Raw genomic sequence first — 17,451 nt, forward strand, 5'->3', positions numbered from 1 at the left:
GAACACGGACATGGCTCACATTCCTCAAATCAGGGTTCCCGCGACCTATATCCGCGGCGGCACCAGCAAGGGTGTGTTCTTCCGGCTGCAGGACCTGCCGGATGCCGCGCAGGCGCCGGGCGCCGCGCGCGACGCGCTGCTGCTGCGCGTGATCGGCAGCCCCGATCCGTACGGCAAGCAGATCGACGGGATGGGCGGCGCGACGTCGTCCACCAGCAAGACGGTGATCGTGTCGAAGAGCACGCGGCCCGGCCACGACGTCGACTACCTGTTCGGGCAGGTCGCGATCGACAAGGCGTTCGTCGACTGGACCGGCAACTGCGGCAACCTGTCGGCGGCCGTCGGCCCGTTCGCGATCAGCGGCGGGCTCGTCGATCCGTCGCGCGTGCCGCGCGACGGCATCGCGACCGTGCGGATCTGGCAGGCGAACATCGGCAAGACGATCGTTGCTCATGTGCCGATCGTGAACGGCGCGGTGCAGGAGACGGGCGACTTCGAGCTGGACGGCGTCACGTTCCCGGCCGCCGAAGTGCAGCTCGAATTCATGGACCCGGCCGCCGAGGAGGAAGGCGCGGGCGGGTCGATGTTCCCGACCGGCAACCTCGTCGACGATCTCGCGGTGCCGGGCGTCGGTACGCTGAAGGCGACGATGATCAACGCGGGTATCCCGACGATCTTCGTCGAGGCGGAAGCGATCGGCTATACGGGCACCGAGCTGCAGGACGCGATCAACGGCGATGCGAAGGCGCTCGAGAAGTTCGAGACGATCCGTGCGCACGGCGCGCTGCGCATGGGCCTGATCGACACGCTCGATGAAATCGCGACGCGGCAGCACACGCCGAAGATCGCGTTCGTCGCGAAGCCGGCCGATTACGTCGCGTCGAGCGGCAAGCGCGTGAACGCGGGCGACGTCGACCTGCTGGTGCGCGCGATGTCGATGGGCAAGCTGCACCACGCGATGATGGGCACGGCGGCGGTCGCGATCGGCACGGCCGCGGCGATCCCCGGCACGCTCGTCAACCTGGCGGCGGGCGGCGGCGAACGCAACGCGGTGCGCTTCGGGCATCCGTCGGGCACGCTGCGCGTGGGCGCGGAAGCGCAGCAGCAGGAGAACGGCGAGTGGACCGTCACCAAGGCGATCATGAGCCGCAGCGCGCGTGTGCTGATGGAAGGCTGGGTGCGGGTGCCGGGCGACGCGTTCTGATCGTGGCCGGTGGTATCGGCGCAGATGCGGGCGGCTTCGGCCGCCCGCGTCGTTTTCGTCAGCCGTGCAGGAAGCGGCGCAGCGCGTCGTGGCTCAGGCGGCGCGCCGTTTCGGCGATGCGCGCGCCGGGCACGATGTCGAAACCGTGCACGCCGCCGGGCAGCACGTGCAGTTCGGTCGGCACGCCCGCGCGGAGCAGGCGCCGCGCATAGTCGAGGTTTTCGTCGAGGAACAGGTCGAGCGAGCCGACCGACAGGAACGCGGGCGGCAGGCCGTCGAGCCGCGTGGCGCGCGCGGCGGCCGCGTAGGGCGACACGCCGTCGATGCCCGGCGCGTGACCGAGCAGCGAGGCCCAGCCGAACCGGTTGTTGGCCGCGTGCCAGACGAACTCGCCGGCATGCGGGTGCGGCGTGCGTGTGCAGGTGCGATCGTCGAGCATCGGGTAGATCAGATGCTGGAACGCGAGCCGGTATTCGCCGCGGTCGCGGGCCAGCAGCGCCAGCGACGCGGCGAGTCCGCCGCCCGCGCTCTCGCCCGCCACGCCGATCCGCGACGCATCGATGCCGAGCGTATCGGCATGGCGGAAGACCCACGCGAGCGCCGCGTAGCAATCCTCGATCGCGCCGGGAAACACGGTTTCCGGCGCGAGCCGGTAGTCGATCGAGATCAGCGCGCAGCCGAGCTGCGTCACGAGTGACCGGTGCACCGCCTCGAGATCCTTCGCCTTGCCGCGCACGAAGCCGCCGCCATGCAGGTGGACGATCGCCGGGAGCGGGCGCGCGTGATGGTCGGGCAGGTAGACGAGGACCGGGACGTCCGGCGCACCGGCGGGGCCGGGTACCGTGCGGCGTTCGAGCGTGCTGCCGGCCAGGTCGGGCGGTGGCAGCGGCAGCACGCGTTCGCGCGACTGCGCGAGGTTGTCGATGCCGAGCGTGACGGTCGGCCAGGTCTCGAGCAGCGGGCGGATTTCGGGGTCGACGAGATGCAGGGTGTCCAACGTATGGCTCCATCGTGAAGGTGGGCGGTGCACCGCGGTCAGAGCACGCTGCGCGCGATGACCCAACGGTGCACCTCGGTCGGGCCCTCGAAGATGCGCATCAGCCGCGCTTCGCTGGCCATCTGCTGCAACGGCATTTCCTTCGTCATGCCCATCGCGCCTAGCGCCTGCATCGCATGATCGATGACGCTCGACGCCATTTCGGTGGCGAACACCTTGACCATCGAGATCTGCGTGCGTGCATCCTGTCCGGCATCCACGCGCGCGGCCGCTTCGTAGGTCATGAGGCGGCACGCGTGGATCTGCGTGAGCGCGTCGGCGACCCACCACTGGATCGCCTGGCGTTCCGCGAGCGGCACGCCGAAGGTCTTGCGCTGTTTCGCATGGTCGCACAGCATCGCGACCGCGCGCTCGGCGCGGCCGATGCACCACGCGGCCATTTCCAGACGCCGGTTCGCGAGCCGTGCCTGCATCGGCGCGAAGCCGGCACCTTCCTGGCCCAGCAGTTGCGCGGCGGGAATGCGGCAGTCGTCCAGCACGATTTCGTAGGTCGACAGCCCGCCGATCATCGGGATCCGCCGTTCGATGATGAAACCGGGCGTGTCGCGGTCGACGATGAACGCCGACATGCCGCCGCGCTTGCCCTTGCTTCGATCGGTGAGCGCCATCACGATCGTCCAGTCGGCTTCGGGCGCATGGCTGATCCAGATCTTCCGTCCGTTCAGCACCCAGCTGTCACCGTCGCGCACGGCCGTCGTCGACAGCGCGCCCGGGTCCGAGCCGGCGCCCGGTTCGGAGATCGCCATCGCGGCACGCGTGACGCCGCGTGCGTACGGTTCGAGATAGTGCACGCGCTGCGCGTCGTCGGCCGCGTCGCACAGCATCCGCAGGTTCGGCGAATCGGGTGGCAGGATGTACGGCGTCACGGTCGTGCCGATCGCTTCGTTGACGCCGACCATCGCGACGGCCGGCAGGTCCGAGCCGCCGGCGTCGAGCGGCGCGTCGAGGCCCCACAGGCCGAGCTGCCGGGAACGCTCGTCGAGGTGTGCGCGTTCTTCGTCGAGCAGCCCGAAGCGCTGGCCGTCGGCCTCGCGGGCCATGACCGCTGCTTCGAGCGGGATCAGCTCGTCCTGCACGAAACGTGCGACGAGGTCGCGGATCATCCGGTGTTCGAGTTCAAGGTCGAAATTCATGGGAGTCGATGAGGGTGGGTAAAGGGGGGCGATGCCGTCAGCCGGCGTTCGCGCGCGACACCGCGCGGGTGCGCAGCGTGCCGAGCAAGGCGACGGCGCCGGCCGCGAGCAGCGCGGCGTTGAAATAGAGGCCGCCGCGCATCGACCCGGTGGCCGTGTTGAGCACGCCCATCAGGAACGGGCTCGCGAACCCGCCGATCGCGCCGGACATCGTGATCGCAGCGATCGCGACCGCCATCGAGCGCTTCGGCAGCGCGAGCCCCGGCAGCACCCAGAACGCGGGCAGCGTCGCGGCGTGCGTGGCGACCGCGACGCAGAGCGCGATCATCAGGTGCGATGTGCCGGTGGTGCTCGCCAGCCCGGCGAGCGCGGCCGCGCACGCGAGCATCGCCACTGCGCCGTGCCCGCGCCATTCGCGCCGCCGCTCGGTGCGCCAGCCCATCGCGAGCATGCCGACGATGCCGCACAGGTAGGGCAGCGCGGACAGCACCCCGATCCGCATCGCGCCATGCAGGCCGCCGCGATGCAGGATCACGGGCATCCAGAACACGAGTGCGTAGCCGGCGGCCGCGATCGCGAAATTGGCTGCGCACAGCAGCCAGAAATCGCGGTGCGCAAGCAGCGGCCGTGCCGCGTTCGCGTCCGGCGTGCCGGCTTCGGCGTGCGCGTGCGCGGCGCGCAGCGCGGCCTTGTCGGCGTCCGACAGCCAGCGCGCGTCGTCCGGCCGGTCGTCGAGAAAGCGCAGCGCGACGAGGCCGAGCACGCTGCTCGGCAGCCCTTCGACGAGGAACAGCCACTGCCAGCCGCTCAGGCCGGCGGCGCCGTCGAAGAACGAGAGGATGGCGCCCGACACCGGGCCGGCGATCAGCCCGGCGAGGTACAGCGCGGTCATGAACAGCGCGAACGCCTTCGCGCGCTGCCGCGGCGGATACCACGCGCCGAGATGGAACAGGATGCCGGGGAAGAAGCCGGCCTCGAATACGCCGAGCAGGAAGCGGCACGCGTAGAACTGCGCGGGCGTCGTGACGAACATCGTCGCGGCCGAGCCGAGCCCCCACAGCACCATGATCCGGGCAATCGTCTTGCGTGCGCCGATCCGCGCCAGCAGCGCGTTGCTCGGAATCTCGAACGCCATGTAGCCGATGAAGAAGATGCCCGCGCCGAGCCCGTAGACGGCGTCGGAGAAGTGCAGTTCGGCGGCCATCTGCGCGTGCGCGAAACCGATGTTGATCCGGTCGATGAACGAAAGCGTGTAGCAGAGGATCAGGAACGGCAGCAGCCGGCGCGAGATCCGGCGGTAGAGCGCCTGCGTCGCGTGATCGCCGGCGGCGGGCGCGTGAGTGGAAAGGGTCGGGGTCATGGGCACTCCGTCAGAAGCGGTGGGCGATGCCGAGCGCGAACACCTGCCCGGTGCCGCCCGGTTGCGGCTGCAGGCCGACGGCGACCGTGTCGCGGGCGTCGCCGCCGTTCTTCACGTACAGATAGCGGGCGTAGAGCGACGTGCGCTTCGACAGCGGATGGTCGTAGCCGACGCCGAGCGCGGTCGCGTCGTTCGCCGAGCCTTTCACGTCGCGACGCACGACCGAGACGAGCACGCGATCGAGCGCGCCGACGTTGATCGACGCGCCGGCGCTCGCGGTCGAGAACGCCGGCAGGTGCGGCGCCGTGCCGACGCCGTACAGGAACGCGGCGTACAGCTTGACGCGCGCGAACGCGTAGTTGGCCGCGAACACGTAGTGGCGCGTCGTCGACGGCGAGACGACGGGCGCCAGGTTGCCGGCCGACGTGTCGCCCTGGAAGCCGGCGCCGAGATAGAGCCCGCCGATCCGGTACTGGAGCCCGGCGCCGTAGTTGCGCCCGGCCTGCGTGGACAGCGCGTTGGGCGTCGGAAAGCCGTACGTGGCCATCACGCGCAGGCCGTTCCAGTCGGGGCTCAGATACGACGCCGCCTGGTTGAAGCGCGGAATCGGCGGCGTCGTGTTGCTCGTGATCGTGTCCGTCGACGTCGCGAGCAGCGCGAGCGGCGACAGCCGTTCGTTGAGCCCGAACGGATCGCCGTCGTACACGATGTAGAACGCGGGGGTGTATTGGCGGCCGAGCCGAAGGTCGCCGTAGCGCGTGTTCTGCAGCGACACGTAGGCCTGCCGGTAGAACAGCGTGCCGCCCTGGAACGATCCGTCGGCCGGCGAGAAGCCGCTTTCCAGCACGAACTTCGTCGACGTGCCGCCGCCGAGATCCTCGACGCCCGTCAGTCCGATGCGGCTCGTCGACGAGCCGCCGCCGCTTTGCCGCAGGCTCGACAGGCTGCCGATGCGGTCGAATTCGACGTAGCTGTCGACGATCCCGTACAGCGTGACCGACGATGCGTGCGCCGACGTGGCGCTCAGCACGCACGCGCCGATCAGGAATGCTTTCCGTTGCATGAAGGTGTCTCCGTTCCATGTCTTGTTGTGGCGCGCCCGCGTTCTGGGAGCGGTTGCGCGCGGGGTGCTGCCGTACCGCGTCGGTTCAGCGCCCCTTGAATACCGGCTTGCGTTTCTCGAGAAACGCGCGGGCGCCCTCGATCCGGTCCTCGCTCGCGTAGACGTCGGGGCCGACGTCCAGCCGCAGCGCGGCGGCCACCGGCAGCCCCTGGCTGCGTGTCGCGGTTTCCTTGATGCGGCGGATCGTGAGCGGCGCGTTTTCGGAGATCGTCTGCGCCAGTTCGCGCACGGTGTCGTCGAGTGCGGCGGCGGGGACGACGCGGTTCAGCAAGCCGATGCGCTGCGCCTCGTCCGCGTCGAAGCGTCGGCCCGTGAACAGCAGCTCCATCGCGATCGCGCGCGGCAGCAGGCGCGGCAGCAGCACGCTCGCGAAATTCGCGCCCATCCCGACGCGCGCCTCGGGTAGCGCGAAGGTCGCGTGATCGGCGGCGATCCGCAGGTCGCACGCGAGCGCGATTTCAAAGCCGCCGCCGACGGCGAAGCCGTTGATGGCCGCGATGGTCGGCTTGCGCAGTTCCAGGATCAGCTCGTGCACGTTGCGGGCGAGCCCGCGCATCGGCCGCATCCCGCGAATCTCGGGATCGCCGAGATCCACGCCCGCGCTGAATGCGCGTTCGCCCGCGCCGCGGATCACGATGACGCGGATCGACGGGTTGTCGTCGAGCGTGACCAGTTCATCGCACAGGCGCCGGATCGCGTCGGCGGACAGCGCGTTGGCGACGTGCGGGCGATGGATCGTCAGCCACGCGATGCCGTCGTCGTCGTTGCGCAGGATCGACGGGGCGTCGTCGCCCGTCAGCGAGGAAAATGCGCCCGGCGTGGTCATGACGCGCTCCCGGCAGCATTCGCGCGCGTGTCGTGGAGCACGCCCGCCTGCCGCAACGCATCCCGACGGGCCGCGTCGATACCGAACGCGTCGAGCACGGCGTCGGTGTCGGCGGCGAACGGCTGCGGCGGCCGGCGTATCGATCCGGGCGTACGGGAAAGCTTGGCGGGGATGCCCGCGCCGGTGTACGTGTCGGTGTCGACGAACATCGCGTTGCGAGCGGTTTGCGGATGGCCGAACGCGTCGGCGACGGTGTTCACCGGTCCCGTCGCGACGCCGGCCTGCATCAGCCGCTCGACGACCTCGTCGGCACGCAGCTCGGCGGTCAGTTGCCCGAGCAGCGTGTCGAGCGCATCGCGATGCGCGACGCGCTGCGCGTTGGTCGCGAACCGTGGATCGCGCGCCAGCTCCGGCACGCCGAGCGCTTCGACGAGCCGCGCAAACGTGCGGTTGTTGCCGGCGCCGGTCGCGACCGGCTTGTCCTTGCACGGATAGACGCCGTACGGCGCGATCGCGCCGTACACGTTGCCGGTCGCGACGGGAACCTCGCCGGTCGCCATCCAGCTCGTGCTGACCGGATGCAGCATCGACAGCGCCGTGCTGAACAGGTCGATGTCGACGTGCTGGCCGAGGCCGGAGCGCGTCCGTTCGACCAGCGCAAGCAGGACGCTCGATACGGCGCTCATGCCGGCCGCGAAGTCGACGACCGGAAACGGCACCTTGAGCGGCATGCCGCCCGGTTCGCCGTTGATCGACATGAAGCCGGCGAGGCCCTGCGCGACGGCGTCGTAGCCCGGAAACCGCGCGAGCGGGCCGTCGGTGCCGTATCCGGAGATCGAGCAGTGGACGAGGCGCGGAAAGCGCTCGCGCAGGCAGTCTTCGTAGCCGATGCCCCAGCGTTCGAGCGTGCCCTGCTTGAAGTTGTCGACCAGCACGTCGGCTGTCTCGAGCAGGCGGAACAGCACGTCGCGTCCGTCGGGATGCGACAGGTCGAGCGCGAGATTGAGCTTGTTGCGGTTGAGCCCCCAGTAGTAGCTGGAGAGGCCGTTCGGCATCGCGGGCCCCCAGTCGCGCGTTTCGTCGCCCTGCGGCGGTTCGATCTTGATGACGTCCGCGCCGTGGTCGGCGAGCGTCTGCGCGCAGAACGGCCCCGCATAGACGCGGCTCAGGTCCACCACACGCACGCCTGCGAGCGCGCCTTCGTTACTGCTGGTCATGACGATGTCTCCTTCGATGGGGATGCGATGCGCCGGCAGACCGGCACGCGCCGGCTGCACGTCCGTGATGCGTCGGGGTTCAGCCGCGTGCGGCAAAGAGTGCGTCGACCGCCGCGCGATGTTCCGGGGTCGCGTGCGCGAACGCCTGGTACGACGCCGACAGGTCGAGCACCGTGTCGAGGCTTGCATGGCGGCTTTCGCGCAGCAGGCGCTTGGTCAGGCGCAACGCGGTGCCTGAGTGGCGGGCGATGCGGCCGGCCAGTTCATGGGCGTGCGCGAGGAGGTCGGCGTCGGGCACGACACGCGACACGAGCCCGCAGCGCAGCGCGGCCTGCGCGTCCAGTGCGTCGCCGGTGAACGACATTTCCGCGGCGACGGCGGCGCCGACGATCTGCGGCAGGAACCACGCGCCGCCGTCGCCGGGCACGAGGCCGAGGGCGATGAAGCTCTCGGCGAAGCGCGCGCGGTCGGCGGCGATGCGGATGTCGCACATGCACGCGAGGTCGGTGCCGGCGCCGATCGCCGGGCCGTTGACCGCCGCGATGGCCGGCACCTCGAGTTGCTGGAACGCCCGTGCAAGGCGCTGAATGCCGCGGCGGTAGCTGGACCGGATCGCGGCAGGATCGTGCGACTCCGATTCCATGAAGGCGCGCATCGCCTTCACGTTGCCGCCCGACGAGAACGTCGTGCCGGCGCCGGTCAGGACCAGCACGCGGATCGACTCGTCGCGGTTCGCGTCGTCGCAGCATTCGGTCAGCGCGTCGATCGCATCGGTGTCCGAAATGGCGTTACGGGTTTCGGGACGGTTCATCGTGACGGTCAGGATCGGGCCCTGCCGTTCACGGATCAGAAAGGCTGCCATGATGTCTCCGTGTGTTCTGTGCCGCGGGGCTTCACGCCGCGGGCCGAAGCCTAGTATCGTCACGACGGTTGGCGGCGGGAAATTCCGTTCCACATATGTGGAAGGCCCGTCCCGGTTGCAGCGGAGAGGGCGGGATGAGCGGAAACGTGGTCAAGAGCGCGGCGCGCGTGTTCGAGGTGCTGGAACTCTTCAGCGCATTGCAGCGGCCGCTGAGCGTGCGCGAGATCGCCACGCGTTGCGGGTATCCGGGGTCGAGCGCGGCGGCGTTGCTGACCAGCATGAAGGTGCTCGGCTATCTTTCGTACGACGACGCAACCCACGCGTATGCGCCGACCGCACGGCTCGTCAACCTCGGCGAAGCGCTCGTCGATTCGGCGGCCGGCAGCCGGCGGCACTGGCATGCCGTCGCGAAACGGCTGGCGCTGCGCACGCACGAGGCGGTGGTGATCGCGGTGCAGAGCGACCTGTACGTGCAGTACATCGACGCGGTCGAGGGCTCGCATACGATTCCGATCCAGTTCTACGCGCCGATCGGCACGCGTCGCGAGATCTGCATGTCGGGGCTCGGCTGGGCGCTGCTGAGCCTTCAGCCGGACAGCACGATCCGCCGGCTCGTATCGCGCAGCATTCGCCGGATCGGGAAATCGGGCAGGACGATCGACGAGGACGTCGTGCTCGACAAGGTCGAGCAGACGCGCCGGCTCGGTTATTCCTATTCGGCGCATACGGTCACGCAGGGCGCCGCGATGATCTCGATGGTGATCGCGGACGGCTGGAACGGCCTGCCGCTGGCCATGGGGGTGGCCGGGCCCGTCGAGCGGATCGGCGCGCGTCGCGACGCGATCGTGCGGGCGATGCGCGAGGCGCTGGACGCGCAGCGTCCGGATGCGGCGGCCGGCTAGCCGGACGAGGCCGGCGCACGCAGGCATTCGCATAGAATCGGGCGGTTTCGCCGCTCTTGTCCCGACTGCATTTCAGCGAGGCTCTCATGTCATTGAACGCGCCGCTTTCCGGCATCCACATCATCGAATTCGAAGGTCTCGGCCCCGGCCCGCTCGCGGGCTGGATGCTCGCTGGGATGGGGGCGCGGATCACGCTGATCGCGCGCCCGGCCGGCCGCACGAGCGCGCCGGACGCATTGAAGGCCCGCGACGGCGACCTGCTGCGCGAAGGCAAGACGATCGTCGAACTCGACCTGAAGTCGCCGGCCGGCCGCGAGGCCGCGCTCGACCTGATCGCGCGGGCCGATGCGCTGATCGAGGGCCTGCGGCCCGGCGTGATGGAGCGGCTCGGCCTCGGGCCTGAGGATTGCGCGCGCCGCAATCCGAAGCTCGTGTACGGCCGGATGACCGGCTGGGGCCAGCACGGCCCGCTCGCGGCCGCGGCCGGACACGACCTGAACTACGTCGCGCTGACAGGGCTGCTGTCGCTGTCCGCGCCGCGCGACGGCCGGCCGGGGTTGCCGCCGACCGTCGTCGGCGATGCGGGCGGCGCGCTCGGGCTCGCGTTCGGGATCGTCTGCGCGCTGTTCGACGTGCGCGGCGGCGGGCCGGGGCGGGTGGTCGACGGCGCGATCGTCGACATCGTGTCGATGCTCGGTTCGCTCGCGCTGTGGGCGCGCGCGAACGGGCAGCTCGACGGCGCGCAGCCGAGCCTGTTCCACGATGCGCCGTTCTACGACGTGTATCGCTGCGCGGACGGCGAGTGCGTGACGATCGGCGCGCTCGAGCCCCCGTTCTACGCGCTGCTGGTCGAACGGCTCGGGCTGACCGACGTCGATCCGGCGTCGCAGTACGACCGCGCACGCTGGCCCGCGCTGAAGGCGCGTTTCGCCGACGTGTTCGCGCAGCAGCCGTCCGCGTACTGGCGCGCGCTGCTCGAAGGCACCGACGTGTGCTTCGCGCCGCTGCTGAGCGTGGCGGACGCGGTCGCGCATCCGCATAACGTCGCACGCGGGATCTATCGAACGGACGAGAACGGCAACGTGCGGGCGCAGGTGGCGCCGCGGTTTTTGCCGCTGGCGGGGGATGAGGCCGAGTAGCGCGTCGAAGCTCGCGGTGAGGGAGCAAACCCGGCGTTATCTTGAGGGCATTCGGGATGGAGCCAAATTGGGTACCGAATAAGGTATGGCGAAATTTCGATCGAATCAGGAGCGGACATGCGTCACACCATTCTGGCCAGCGTGACGGCGAGCGTTTCGGAGCTGAAGCGGAACCCGATGGGAACCGTGGCGGCGGGCGAGGGCTTCCCGGTCGCGATCCTGAACCACAACGAACCGGCGTTTTACTGCATCCCGGCGAAGACATGGGAGGCGATGGTCGAACGTCTCGAGGATATCGAAGCCAACGCGCTCGTCGATTCGCGCGCCAACGGGAACATCGTCAAGGTCAAGCTGGCTGACCTTTGAGTTCGCGTTGCTCGAACCTGCGTCGAAGGCGTGGAAGAAGCTCGACCGCACCGTTCGCGATCGGTTCGAGGCGAGACTTGCCGAACGGCTCGAAAATCCTCGCATTCCTTCGACCAGGCCGCGCGGTCAACTGGACCGCGACAAGATCGGGCTGCGCAGTGTCCGCTATTGCCTCGTGTACGAAGTGCGCGAGGCGGAGGTCGTCGTGCGGGTGGTCGCGCTGTGGCGTCGCGAACGCGATGCGGTCTGTCTCGCCGCGATGAAATGCCAGTGCGACACGCGCTGTGGCCTCGGCGTTTCGCGGCTTGTCTCGTCGAACCGGCCGGTGCCGCCCGTCAGGCCGTCTCTTCCGGCGCATCCGGCATCTTCCCGTCGCCGACGCGGTTGATCGTCCCTTGCGCGATCGCGACGAGCCGTTCGTGATCGCCGTCGATGACGAACACGTGACACTGGCAGGTCGCCTGATGCCGGCCCGCGTACACGAGCTTCGCGCGCGCGACGAGCGTGCCGTTCACGGCCGGCCGCAGGTAGTTGATCTTGTATTCGGCCGTAATCACGCGCGGGCCCAGCACGAGCGCGCCGGCGAACGTCAGCGCGTTGTCCGCCAGGTAGCTGATGACGCCGCCGTGCACGAACCCGTGTTGCTGCCGCAGTTCGTCGCGCACGGGCAGGCACAGCGACACTTCGTTGTCGCCGATATGCATCAGCTCCGTGCCCAGCAGCATGCTGAACGGTTGCGCGCGCAATGCGCCGCGCGCGTGATCCGTGATGTCGGTCATCGAACTTCCTTCGCAATGAGTGCCCGCTTGCGCTGAACTCTAGGAAGGGGGCTGCGGATAAGCAAGGAAATTCGTCCGCATTTCGTGCAAATTCCGGCGCGATGCGACGCGATTATTGCGTCGAATACCAAAGATCCCCCGGTTTGCCGGCGATTCCGCGGGAATGCACGAGCAACGAGAACTTTGCCGTCTCCCGGCCCTAAAGTCCGACGAAGAAATGCCGCTAATGCCGGGGCATTGCCTCATCGTCCGCTTTCCAGGAATCTCCCCCATGTTCGGAAAAATCAAGCTCGCGTCGGGTCTGCTCGGCGTGTTGACCGTGTTCTGCCTTTTCCTGTTCGCGATCGAGGCGCTCGGCTTCTGGGCGCTCACGTCGACGCGCAGCGGCGTCGACGACCTGTCGAACGTCGCGATCACGCAGGTCGGCGCGGCGAGCCAGGCCACCCAGCAGCTGCTCGACGCGCGCATCAACCTGTCGCGCGCCGGCACGCGGATGGTGCGCGGCGGCCCGAAACCGGACGACATCATCCGCCATGCCGGCGCTTCGCTCGCGGAAGCCGACAAGGCGTTCGCCGCGCTGACGGCCGTGCAGCCGGTCGACGAGACCAACCGCGCGCGCGTCGCGGCGCTCACCGAGCGCTATCGCGCGCTGCGCGGCGCGCTGGGCGAACTCGTGCAGTTCCTCGATGCCGACAACATCCAGGCATTCCTCGACCAGCCGACGCAGAGCATCCAGGACGCCTATATCGCCGAGCTGCGCCGCTTCACCGACTACGGCGGCACATCGAGCCGCTCGGCGCTCGATACGATCGACGGCGGCATGCTGTGGTTCAAGTCGGTCGGCATCGTGCTGCTGGTGGCGATGCTCGTGGCGAGCGCGGCGATCTATGCGGTCGCACGGCGCGCGGTCGTAGCGCCGCTGGAGGAAGCCGGCCGCCATTTCGAGCGGATCGCGCAGGGCCGGCTCGATGAAGTCGTGCGGGCAGGTGGCGTGTTCGAGATCGACCGGATGCTGCGCGGCCTCGCGACGATGCAGACGAGCATCGCGGGCACCGTGCGCACGGTGCGCCAGGCGTCCGATGCGATTCACCTCGGCGCGGGCGAGATCGCGGGCGGCAACGCCGACCTGTCGGCGCGCACCGGCACCCAGGCCGCGTCGCTCGAGGAAACGGCCGCGAGCATGGAGGAGCTGACGGCAACCGTCCGTCAGAACACCGACAGCGCACGTGCGGCGAGCGCGCTGGCCGACGCGGCGCTCGAGGCGACGAGCCACGGCGGCGGCGTGGTCGACAGCGTGATCGACCGGATGCGCGGCATCGCGCAGAGCTCGGGGCGGATCGCGGAGATCATCTCGGTGATCGACGGCATCGCGTTCCAGACCAACATCCTGGCGCTGAACGCGGCCGTGGAGGCCGCGCGGGCCGGCGAACAGGGCCGCGGCTTCGCGGTCGTCGCGGGCGAAGTGCGCTCGCTCGCGCAGCGCAGCGCGCAATCGGCGAAGGAGATCAAGGCGCTGATCGAGGATTCGGTCGCGCAGATCAACGGCGGCGCGGAGCTCGTCGAGCGCGCCGGCGAAGCGATGCGGACGGTGTCGACGTCGATCACGCGCGTCGTGCAGACGATGTCCGAGATCACCTCGGCGTCGGTCGAGCAGAGCGTCGGGATCGAGCAGGTGAACCAGGCCGTCACGCAGATGGATCAGCTCACGCAGCAGAACGCGGCGCTGGTCGAGGAAGTCGCGGCGGCGGCCGCGTCGTTGAACGACCAGACCGCGCACCTGATGCAGGCCGTGTCGGTATTCGAACTGGGCGATGGCCGTGCCGCGCGCGATGAACGCGCGGCGTCGTCGTTCGCCGGGACGGGTTACGAGCCGGCCGGCAGCGCCGCGTAGGCGGTCGCGAGGTGGTAGGGCGTCGTCGACGGCATGTCGGCGCGCGACACCTGCCCGTCGGCCGTCTTGCACTCGAACCAGCCGCGCGGATGCAGGAAGCGCGCGGCGAAGCGCTCGATCTGCCGCGCGAGCGGCGCGGAGGCCGGCGTGCCGCCGTGCGTCGCGAGCGCGCGCAGGTACTCCGTCTGCGCCCAGATCCGCTGCGTGCCGTCGACGCACGCACCTTGCGCATCGAGCGCCGCGCAGACGCCGCCCGTCTGCGGATCGACACCGTATTGCTCCGCAAAGCCGAACGCACGCGACAGCGTAGCGGGGAGCCCCGTTTGCGCGAGCCGCGCGCCGGCCGCATCGACCAGGTAGAACCACTCGAACTGATGACCGGGCTCGAAACGGTTGTCTGCCGCGCCGAGCGGCAGCTCGGCCACGCAGCCGGTCGCCGCGTCGACGAACGTGCGCTCGACGGCCTGCGCGGTGTGCGCGAGCGCGTCGTCGAACGCCGCGTCGCCGAAGGCATCGGCAGCCGCGAGCCACGCTTCGGTCAGGTGCATCAGCGGATTCTGCAGCGCCCCGCTGCCGGACGACGAGAAATCGGCGTCGCGCGCCGCATCGAGCAGCGCGTCGCCGGGATGCGGCGCGAAACGGTCGCGGATCAGCGCGGCGGTCTCCTCGGCCGTCGTGCGCGCGGCGGCGTCGCCCGACGCCGCATACCAGGCGGCACACGCGAACACGATGAATGCGTGCGTATAGAGATCCTTGGTCGTGTCGAGCGGCGCGCCCTGCGCGTCGACGCTGTAGATCCAGCCGCCGTGGCGCGTGTCGCGAAAGCGCCGGCCCAGCGCGTCGAACAGCGTGGCTGCGTGCGCGGTGTCGCCGGCCTGCGCGAACACGAACAGTTGCCGTGCGCACGCCATTGCGCGATAACGGGTCACGGGCAGCGGCGCGTGGGTGGCCGGATCGACGGCTTCGAACGGCAGCTGCAATGTCTGGTCGAACCCTGAACCCCGCCAGATCGGCAAGACGACGTGCGCGAAATGGTGGCGCAGCTGGGCGGCCTGGGCGGAAGCGGAGTCGGAAACGGACATGACGGGGTTGAGCGCTGGGTTCGAAACGTGTCGGCGCGGCCCGGAGGATCGGCGCGGCCGGGGCCAAGGATAAAACATTCCGCGCGGCCGGCACCAAAAAAGGAGATAAATCGCATGCTGAGCAACCTGGAACTCGTGATGCGGCTCGTTCTCGCGGCGGCGCTCGGCAGCGTCATCGGCTTCGAGCGCGAGCGCCTGTCGTGGGCCGCCGGCCTGCGCACGCACATGCTCGTCTGTGTCGGTTCGACGCTGATCATGATCGTGTCGGCGTTCGGTTTCGCCGACGTGCTCGGCAGCAGCGAGCACATCATGCTCGATCCGTCGCGGATCGCCGCGCAGGTCGTGTCGGGCATCGGCTTCCTCGGCGCGGGTTCGATCCTGCTGCGCGGCGAGATCGTGCGCGGGCTGACGACCGCCGCGAGCCTGTGGTCGGTCGCCGCGATCGGCCTTGCGGTGGGGGGCGGGCTGTACGTCGCGTCGATTTCGGCGACGATCATCATCCTGATCATCCTGGCAGGCATCAAGCCGCTGGAGCGGCGCTATTTCACGGTGCGGCAGCGCCGCCAGGTCGCGCTGACGGTCGTGAGCGGCACGCTGAACTTCGATTCGCTGCATGCGGCGCTCGGCCCGGACAGTGCGCGCGTGAAGCAGTTCATCGTGCAGCGTGCCGACGACACGGGCGAGCACGACGAGGTGCGCATCGCGCTCGCGCGGGTGTCGGCGCTCGAATACCAGGCGATCTGCGACAAGCTGCGCGCGCTGAAGGGCGTGACGCGTTTTGAAGAGGGCAACGGGCTGTCGGGCGACGAATAGGCTGAATCGGCAACGGGGCATGCGACAATGGCCGACCACCGATTCCGTTCGACATCCGGTTCCGTGTTCGCGGGCCCCGCTATCCGATCTCCATGACCGAATCCGTTTCCTCGCCTCGCTCCCGTTCCCGTTCCAATCGTTCGTCGGCCCGTTCCCGCCAGCGCTCGGCTGCTGCCGCGGGGAGTACGTCCGCGAGGGCGACGGCGCGGTCCGGCAGTGCGCCGGCCGTCGACGCGTCGCGGGACGAGCGAACGCTCGACCTGTTCGGCGATCCGGTGTTCGAGCCTGGCGAGCGCGCGCCGGTTGCGGTTCGCGACGAAGCGGGGGCGCAGGCCGATGCAGCGGCCGATATCGCGGACGATGTGGCCTCCGGGCGGCAGCCCGCGCTGGACGGGTTCGGTGCGCGGGAAGGGGCGGGCGCGGCGGCACATGCGGAAGCGGTAGAGGGCGCGGTGACGCCGGAAGTCGCGACGGTGGCCCATGGCGTTTCGGTGCCGCAAGGTGAGGAGGTTGCAGATGCCGACATCGTGCCGGCCTCCGGGGCTGTTGCGATGAAGGCGGTCGATATTCCCGTGGCGGGTGGTGTTGCAACGAAGGCCGCCGATGTGCCCGCGGCCGACGCCGTCACAATGGCGGCGACCAGGCTGCAAGCGGCCGATGATACGGCGCCGAAGGTGACCGAAACGCAAACAGCTGGCGGTGAAGTCGAGCAGGCTGTTGTCGCTGCCGCCGCCGTCAAATCCCGCGAAGGGCGATCTTCCGGCGACGCCGTGAAGGAGCGTCGCGCGTCGTCGGGCGGCAAACGTCGGGCGGCTGCCGGGGCAAGCGACGCGACAGCAGAGCAATCTGCGCCAGTCGTGACGAGCGTCGACACGGCGCGAGCAGCGGCCGGGGCGAGTCCGGCACCGGACGCGGTGTCGATCGTCGAGCCGCAGGCGTCGGCGGAGCCGACCAAGACGGCAATTGCCGCGAACCCGGCGAACACGGCGAACACGGCGAACACGGCGAACACGGCGAACACGGCGAACACGGCGAACACGGCGAACACGGCGAACACGGCGAACACGGCGAATACGGCGAATACGGCGAATACGGCGAATACGGCGAATATTGCGAAGGCCGCAGACGCCGCGCCGCACCCCGACACCACCGTATCCCCTGCCACCCAGCCGGTGGCTTCCGCTGCGTCCTTTGTCACGAAGCCGTCGGTGGAGCGCGCGCAACCGGCCGCGCCGGTCTTCGATCCGGATACGCACCTGCGTCCGCTGACCGACCGGCTCGCCGCGCTGCAGGCCGACGTCGACGGTTTGACGCGCGCGGCCGATCGCGAGATGCGCCGCGTCAACCGCCTGCTGCTGGCGTTGGCCGTCGTCGTGCTGGCCGGACTCGTAGCGCTGGTGCTTCAGACGCGGCAGATCGCGCACCTGAAGCAGGACGTCGCCACGAAGCAGCAGCGGATCGATCGCCTCGCGGCCGATCTGTCGACGCAGCAGGCGACGCTGATGACGCTCGAGGAGCATCACGAGGCGCTTCTGTCGCAAGTCGACCGGCTCCAGCGCAACGCGAATCGCGAGGCGGCCGTCGCGAAACGTGCGCACCGCACACGCTAATCGTTTCGACCCTATCCTGGGAGCCCGGCGGAGCAAGGATCGCGGTTTCGCGTCGGCGATCAGGCGCCGCGCGCATGCGGCAAACTG

The 17,451-nt window shown here is 69.5% G+C and carries 17 protein-coding genes; 8 read left to right on the forward strand and 9 right to left on the reverse strand.

Translation table 11 applies throughout. The features are described 5' to 3' along the window. Positions 1-10: 10 nt before the first annotated feature. Entirely contained in the window at positions 11-1,204 is a 1,194-nt protein-coding gene (gene prpF, locus PQB87_RS18550; RefSeq protein WP_059688045.1) for a 2-methylaconitate cis-trans isomerase PrpF, read from the forward strand. 58 nt (positions 1,205-1,262) lie between these two features. On the opposite strand, the gene PQB87_RS18555 is transcribed toward prpF, so the two are convergent. The 7 genes from PQB87_RS18555 to PQB87_RS18585 all read right to left on the reverse strand — a co-directional run bounded on the left by PQB87_RS18555 (position 1,263) and on the right by PQB87_RS18585 (position 8,782). Further along, on the reverse strand, positions 1,263-2,201 hold the full coding sequence (locus PQB87_RS18555; protein WP_489243460.1) for an alpha/beta hydrolase: 939 nt from the start codon (positions 2,199-2,201) through the stop codon (positions 1,263-1,265). A gap of 38 nt (positions 2,202-2,239) precedes the next feature. Continuing rightward, complete coding sequence (locus tag PQB87_RS18560; RefSeq protein ID WP_489243461.1) at positions 2,240-3,394, reverse strand: acyl-CoA dehydrogenase family protein; 1,155 nt, start codon at positions 3,392-3,394, stop codon at positions 2,240-2,242. A gap of 37 nt (positions 3,395-3,431) precedes the next feature. Further along, the gene (locus tag PQB87_RS18565) at positions 3,432-4,754 is read right to left on the reverse strand and encodes an MFS transporter (protein ID WP_489243462.1); all 1,323 of its coding nucleotides are present in this window, start codon (positions 4,752-4,754) and stop codon (positions 3,432-3,434) included. Positions 4,755-4,764: 10 nt separating this feature from the next. After that, the gene (locus PQB87_RS18570) at positions 4,765-5,817 is read right to left on the reverse strand and encodes a porin (protein ID WP_489243463.1); all 1,053 of its coding nucleotides are present in this window, start codon (positions 5,815-5,817) and stop codon (positions 4,765-4,767) included. A gap of 85 nt (positions 5,818-5,902) precedes the next feature. Beyond that, positions 5,903-6,703: an enoyl-CoA hydratase/isomerase family protein gene (locus PQB87_RS18575; RefSeq protein WP_489243464.1), complete on the reverse strand. Its 801-nt coding sequence runs from the start codon at positions 6,701-6,703 to the stop codon at positions 5,903-5,905. After that, positions 6,700-7,920 carry a CaiB/BaiF CoA transferase family protein gene (locus PQB87_RS18580; protein ID WP_060068059.1) on the reverse strand — a complete coding sequence of 407 codons (1,221 nt, stop codon included), beginning with the start codon at positions 7,918-7,920 and terminating at the stop codon, positions 6,700-6,702. Before PQB87_RS18580 ends, PQB87_RS18575 begins: the two co-directional genes overlap by 4 nt. A gap of 79 nt (positions 7,921-7,999) precedes the next feature. Beyond that, positions 8,000-8,782: a crotonase/enoyl-CoA hydratase family protein gene (locus PQB87_RS18585; RefSeq protein ID WP_059622095.1), complete on the reverse strand. Its 783-nt coding sequence runs from the start codon at positions 8,780-8,782 to the stop codon at positions 8,000-8,002. A gap of 134 nt (positions 8,783-8,916) precedes the next feature. On the opposite strand from PQB87_RS18585, the gene PQB87_RS18590 reads away from it, so the two are divergent. From PQB87_RS18590 to PQB87_RS18605, 4 genes are all read left to right on the forward strand, one after another. Continuing rightward, entirely contained in the window at positions 8,917-9,684 is a 768-nt protein-coding gene (locus PQB87_RS18590; RefSeq protein ID WP_489243465.1) for an IclR family transcriptional regulator, read from the forward strand. Positions 9,685-9,770: 86 nt separating this feature from the next. Further along, entirely contained in the window at positions 9,771-10,823 is a 1,053-nt protein-coding gene (locus PQB87_RS18595; RefSeq protein ID WP_489243466.1) for a CaiB/BaiF CoA transferase family protein, read from the forward strand. A 117-nt stretch (positions 10,824-10,940) separates the two neighbouring features. Continuing rightward, positions 10,941-11,189 carry a type II toxin-antitoxin system Phd/YefM family antitoxin gene (locus tag PQB87_RS18600; protein WP_489243467.1) on the forward strand — a complete coding sequence of 83 codons (249 nt, stop codon included), beginning with the start codon at positions 10,941-10,943 and terminating at the stop codon, positions 11,187-11,189. A gap of 7 nt (positions 11,190-11,196) precedes the next feature. Continuing rightward, positions 11,197-11,577, forward strand: a complete 381-nt coding sequence (locus tag PQB87_RS18605; protein ID WP_489243468.1) for a type II toxin-antitoxin system RelE family toxin — start codon at positions 11,197-11,199, stop codon at positions 11,575-11,577. Here PQB87_RS18605 and PQB87_RS18610 read toward each other — a convergent pair. After that, a complete protein-coding gene (locus PQB87_RS18610; RefSeq protein ID WP_059523219.1) occupies positions 11,525-11,968 on the reverse strand; it encodes a PaaI family thioesterase in 444 nt (147 codons plus the stop codon). The genes PQB87_RS18605 and PQB87_RS18610 overlap by 53 nt on opposite strands. 271 nt (positions 11,969-12,239) lie before the next feature. On the opposite strand from PQB87_RS18610, the gene PQB87_RS18615 reads away from it, so the two are divergent. After that, positions 12,240-13,859, forward strand: a complete 1,620-nt coding sequence (locus tag PQB87_RS18615) for a methyl-accepting chemotaxis protein (RefSeq protein ID WP_489243469.1) — start codon at positions 12,240-12,242, stop codon at positions 13,857-13,859. On the opposite strand, the gene PQB87_RS18620 is transcribed toward PQB87_RS18615, so the two are convergent. Beyond that, entirely contained in the window at positions 13,832-14,941 is a 1,110-nt protein-coding gene (locus PQB87_RS18620; RefSeq protein WP_153490439.1) for an AGE family epimerase/isomerase, read from the reverse strand. The two genes, PQB87_RS18615 and PQB87_RS18620, sit on opposite strands and share 28 nt — an antisense overlap. A gap of 114 nt (positions 14,942-15,055) precedes the next feature. Here PQB87_RS18620 and PQB87_RS18625 point away from each other — a divergent pair, with 114 nt between their 5' ends. After that, a complete protein-coding gene (locus PQB87_RS18625; RefSeq protein ID WP_027790353.1) occupies positions 15,056-15,754 on the forward strand; it encodes an MgtC/SapB family protein in 699 nt (232 codons plus the stop codon). A 92-nt stretch (positions 15,755-15,846) separates the two neighbouring features. Beyond that, entirely contained in the window at positions 15,847-17,364 is a 1,518-nt protein-coding gene (locus PQB87_RS18630; RefSeq protein ID WP_301862984.1) for a flagellar hook-length control protein FliK, read from the forward strand. Positions 17,365-17,451: the final 87 nt, after the last annotated feature.

The organism is Burkholderia sp. KL41, assembly GCF_057005415.2.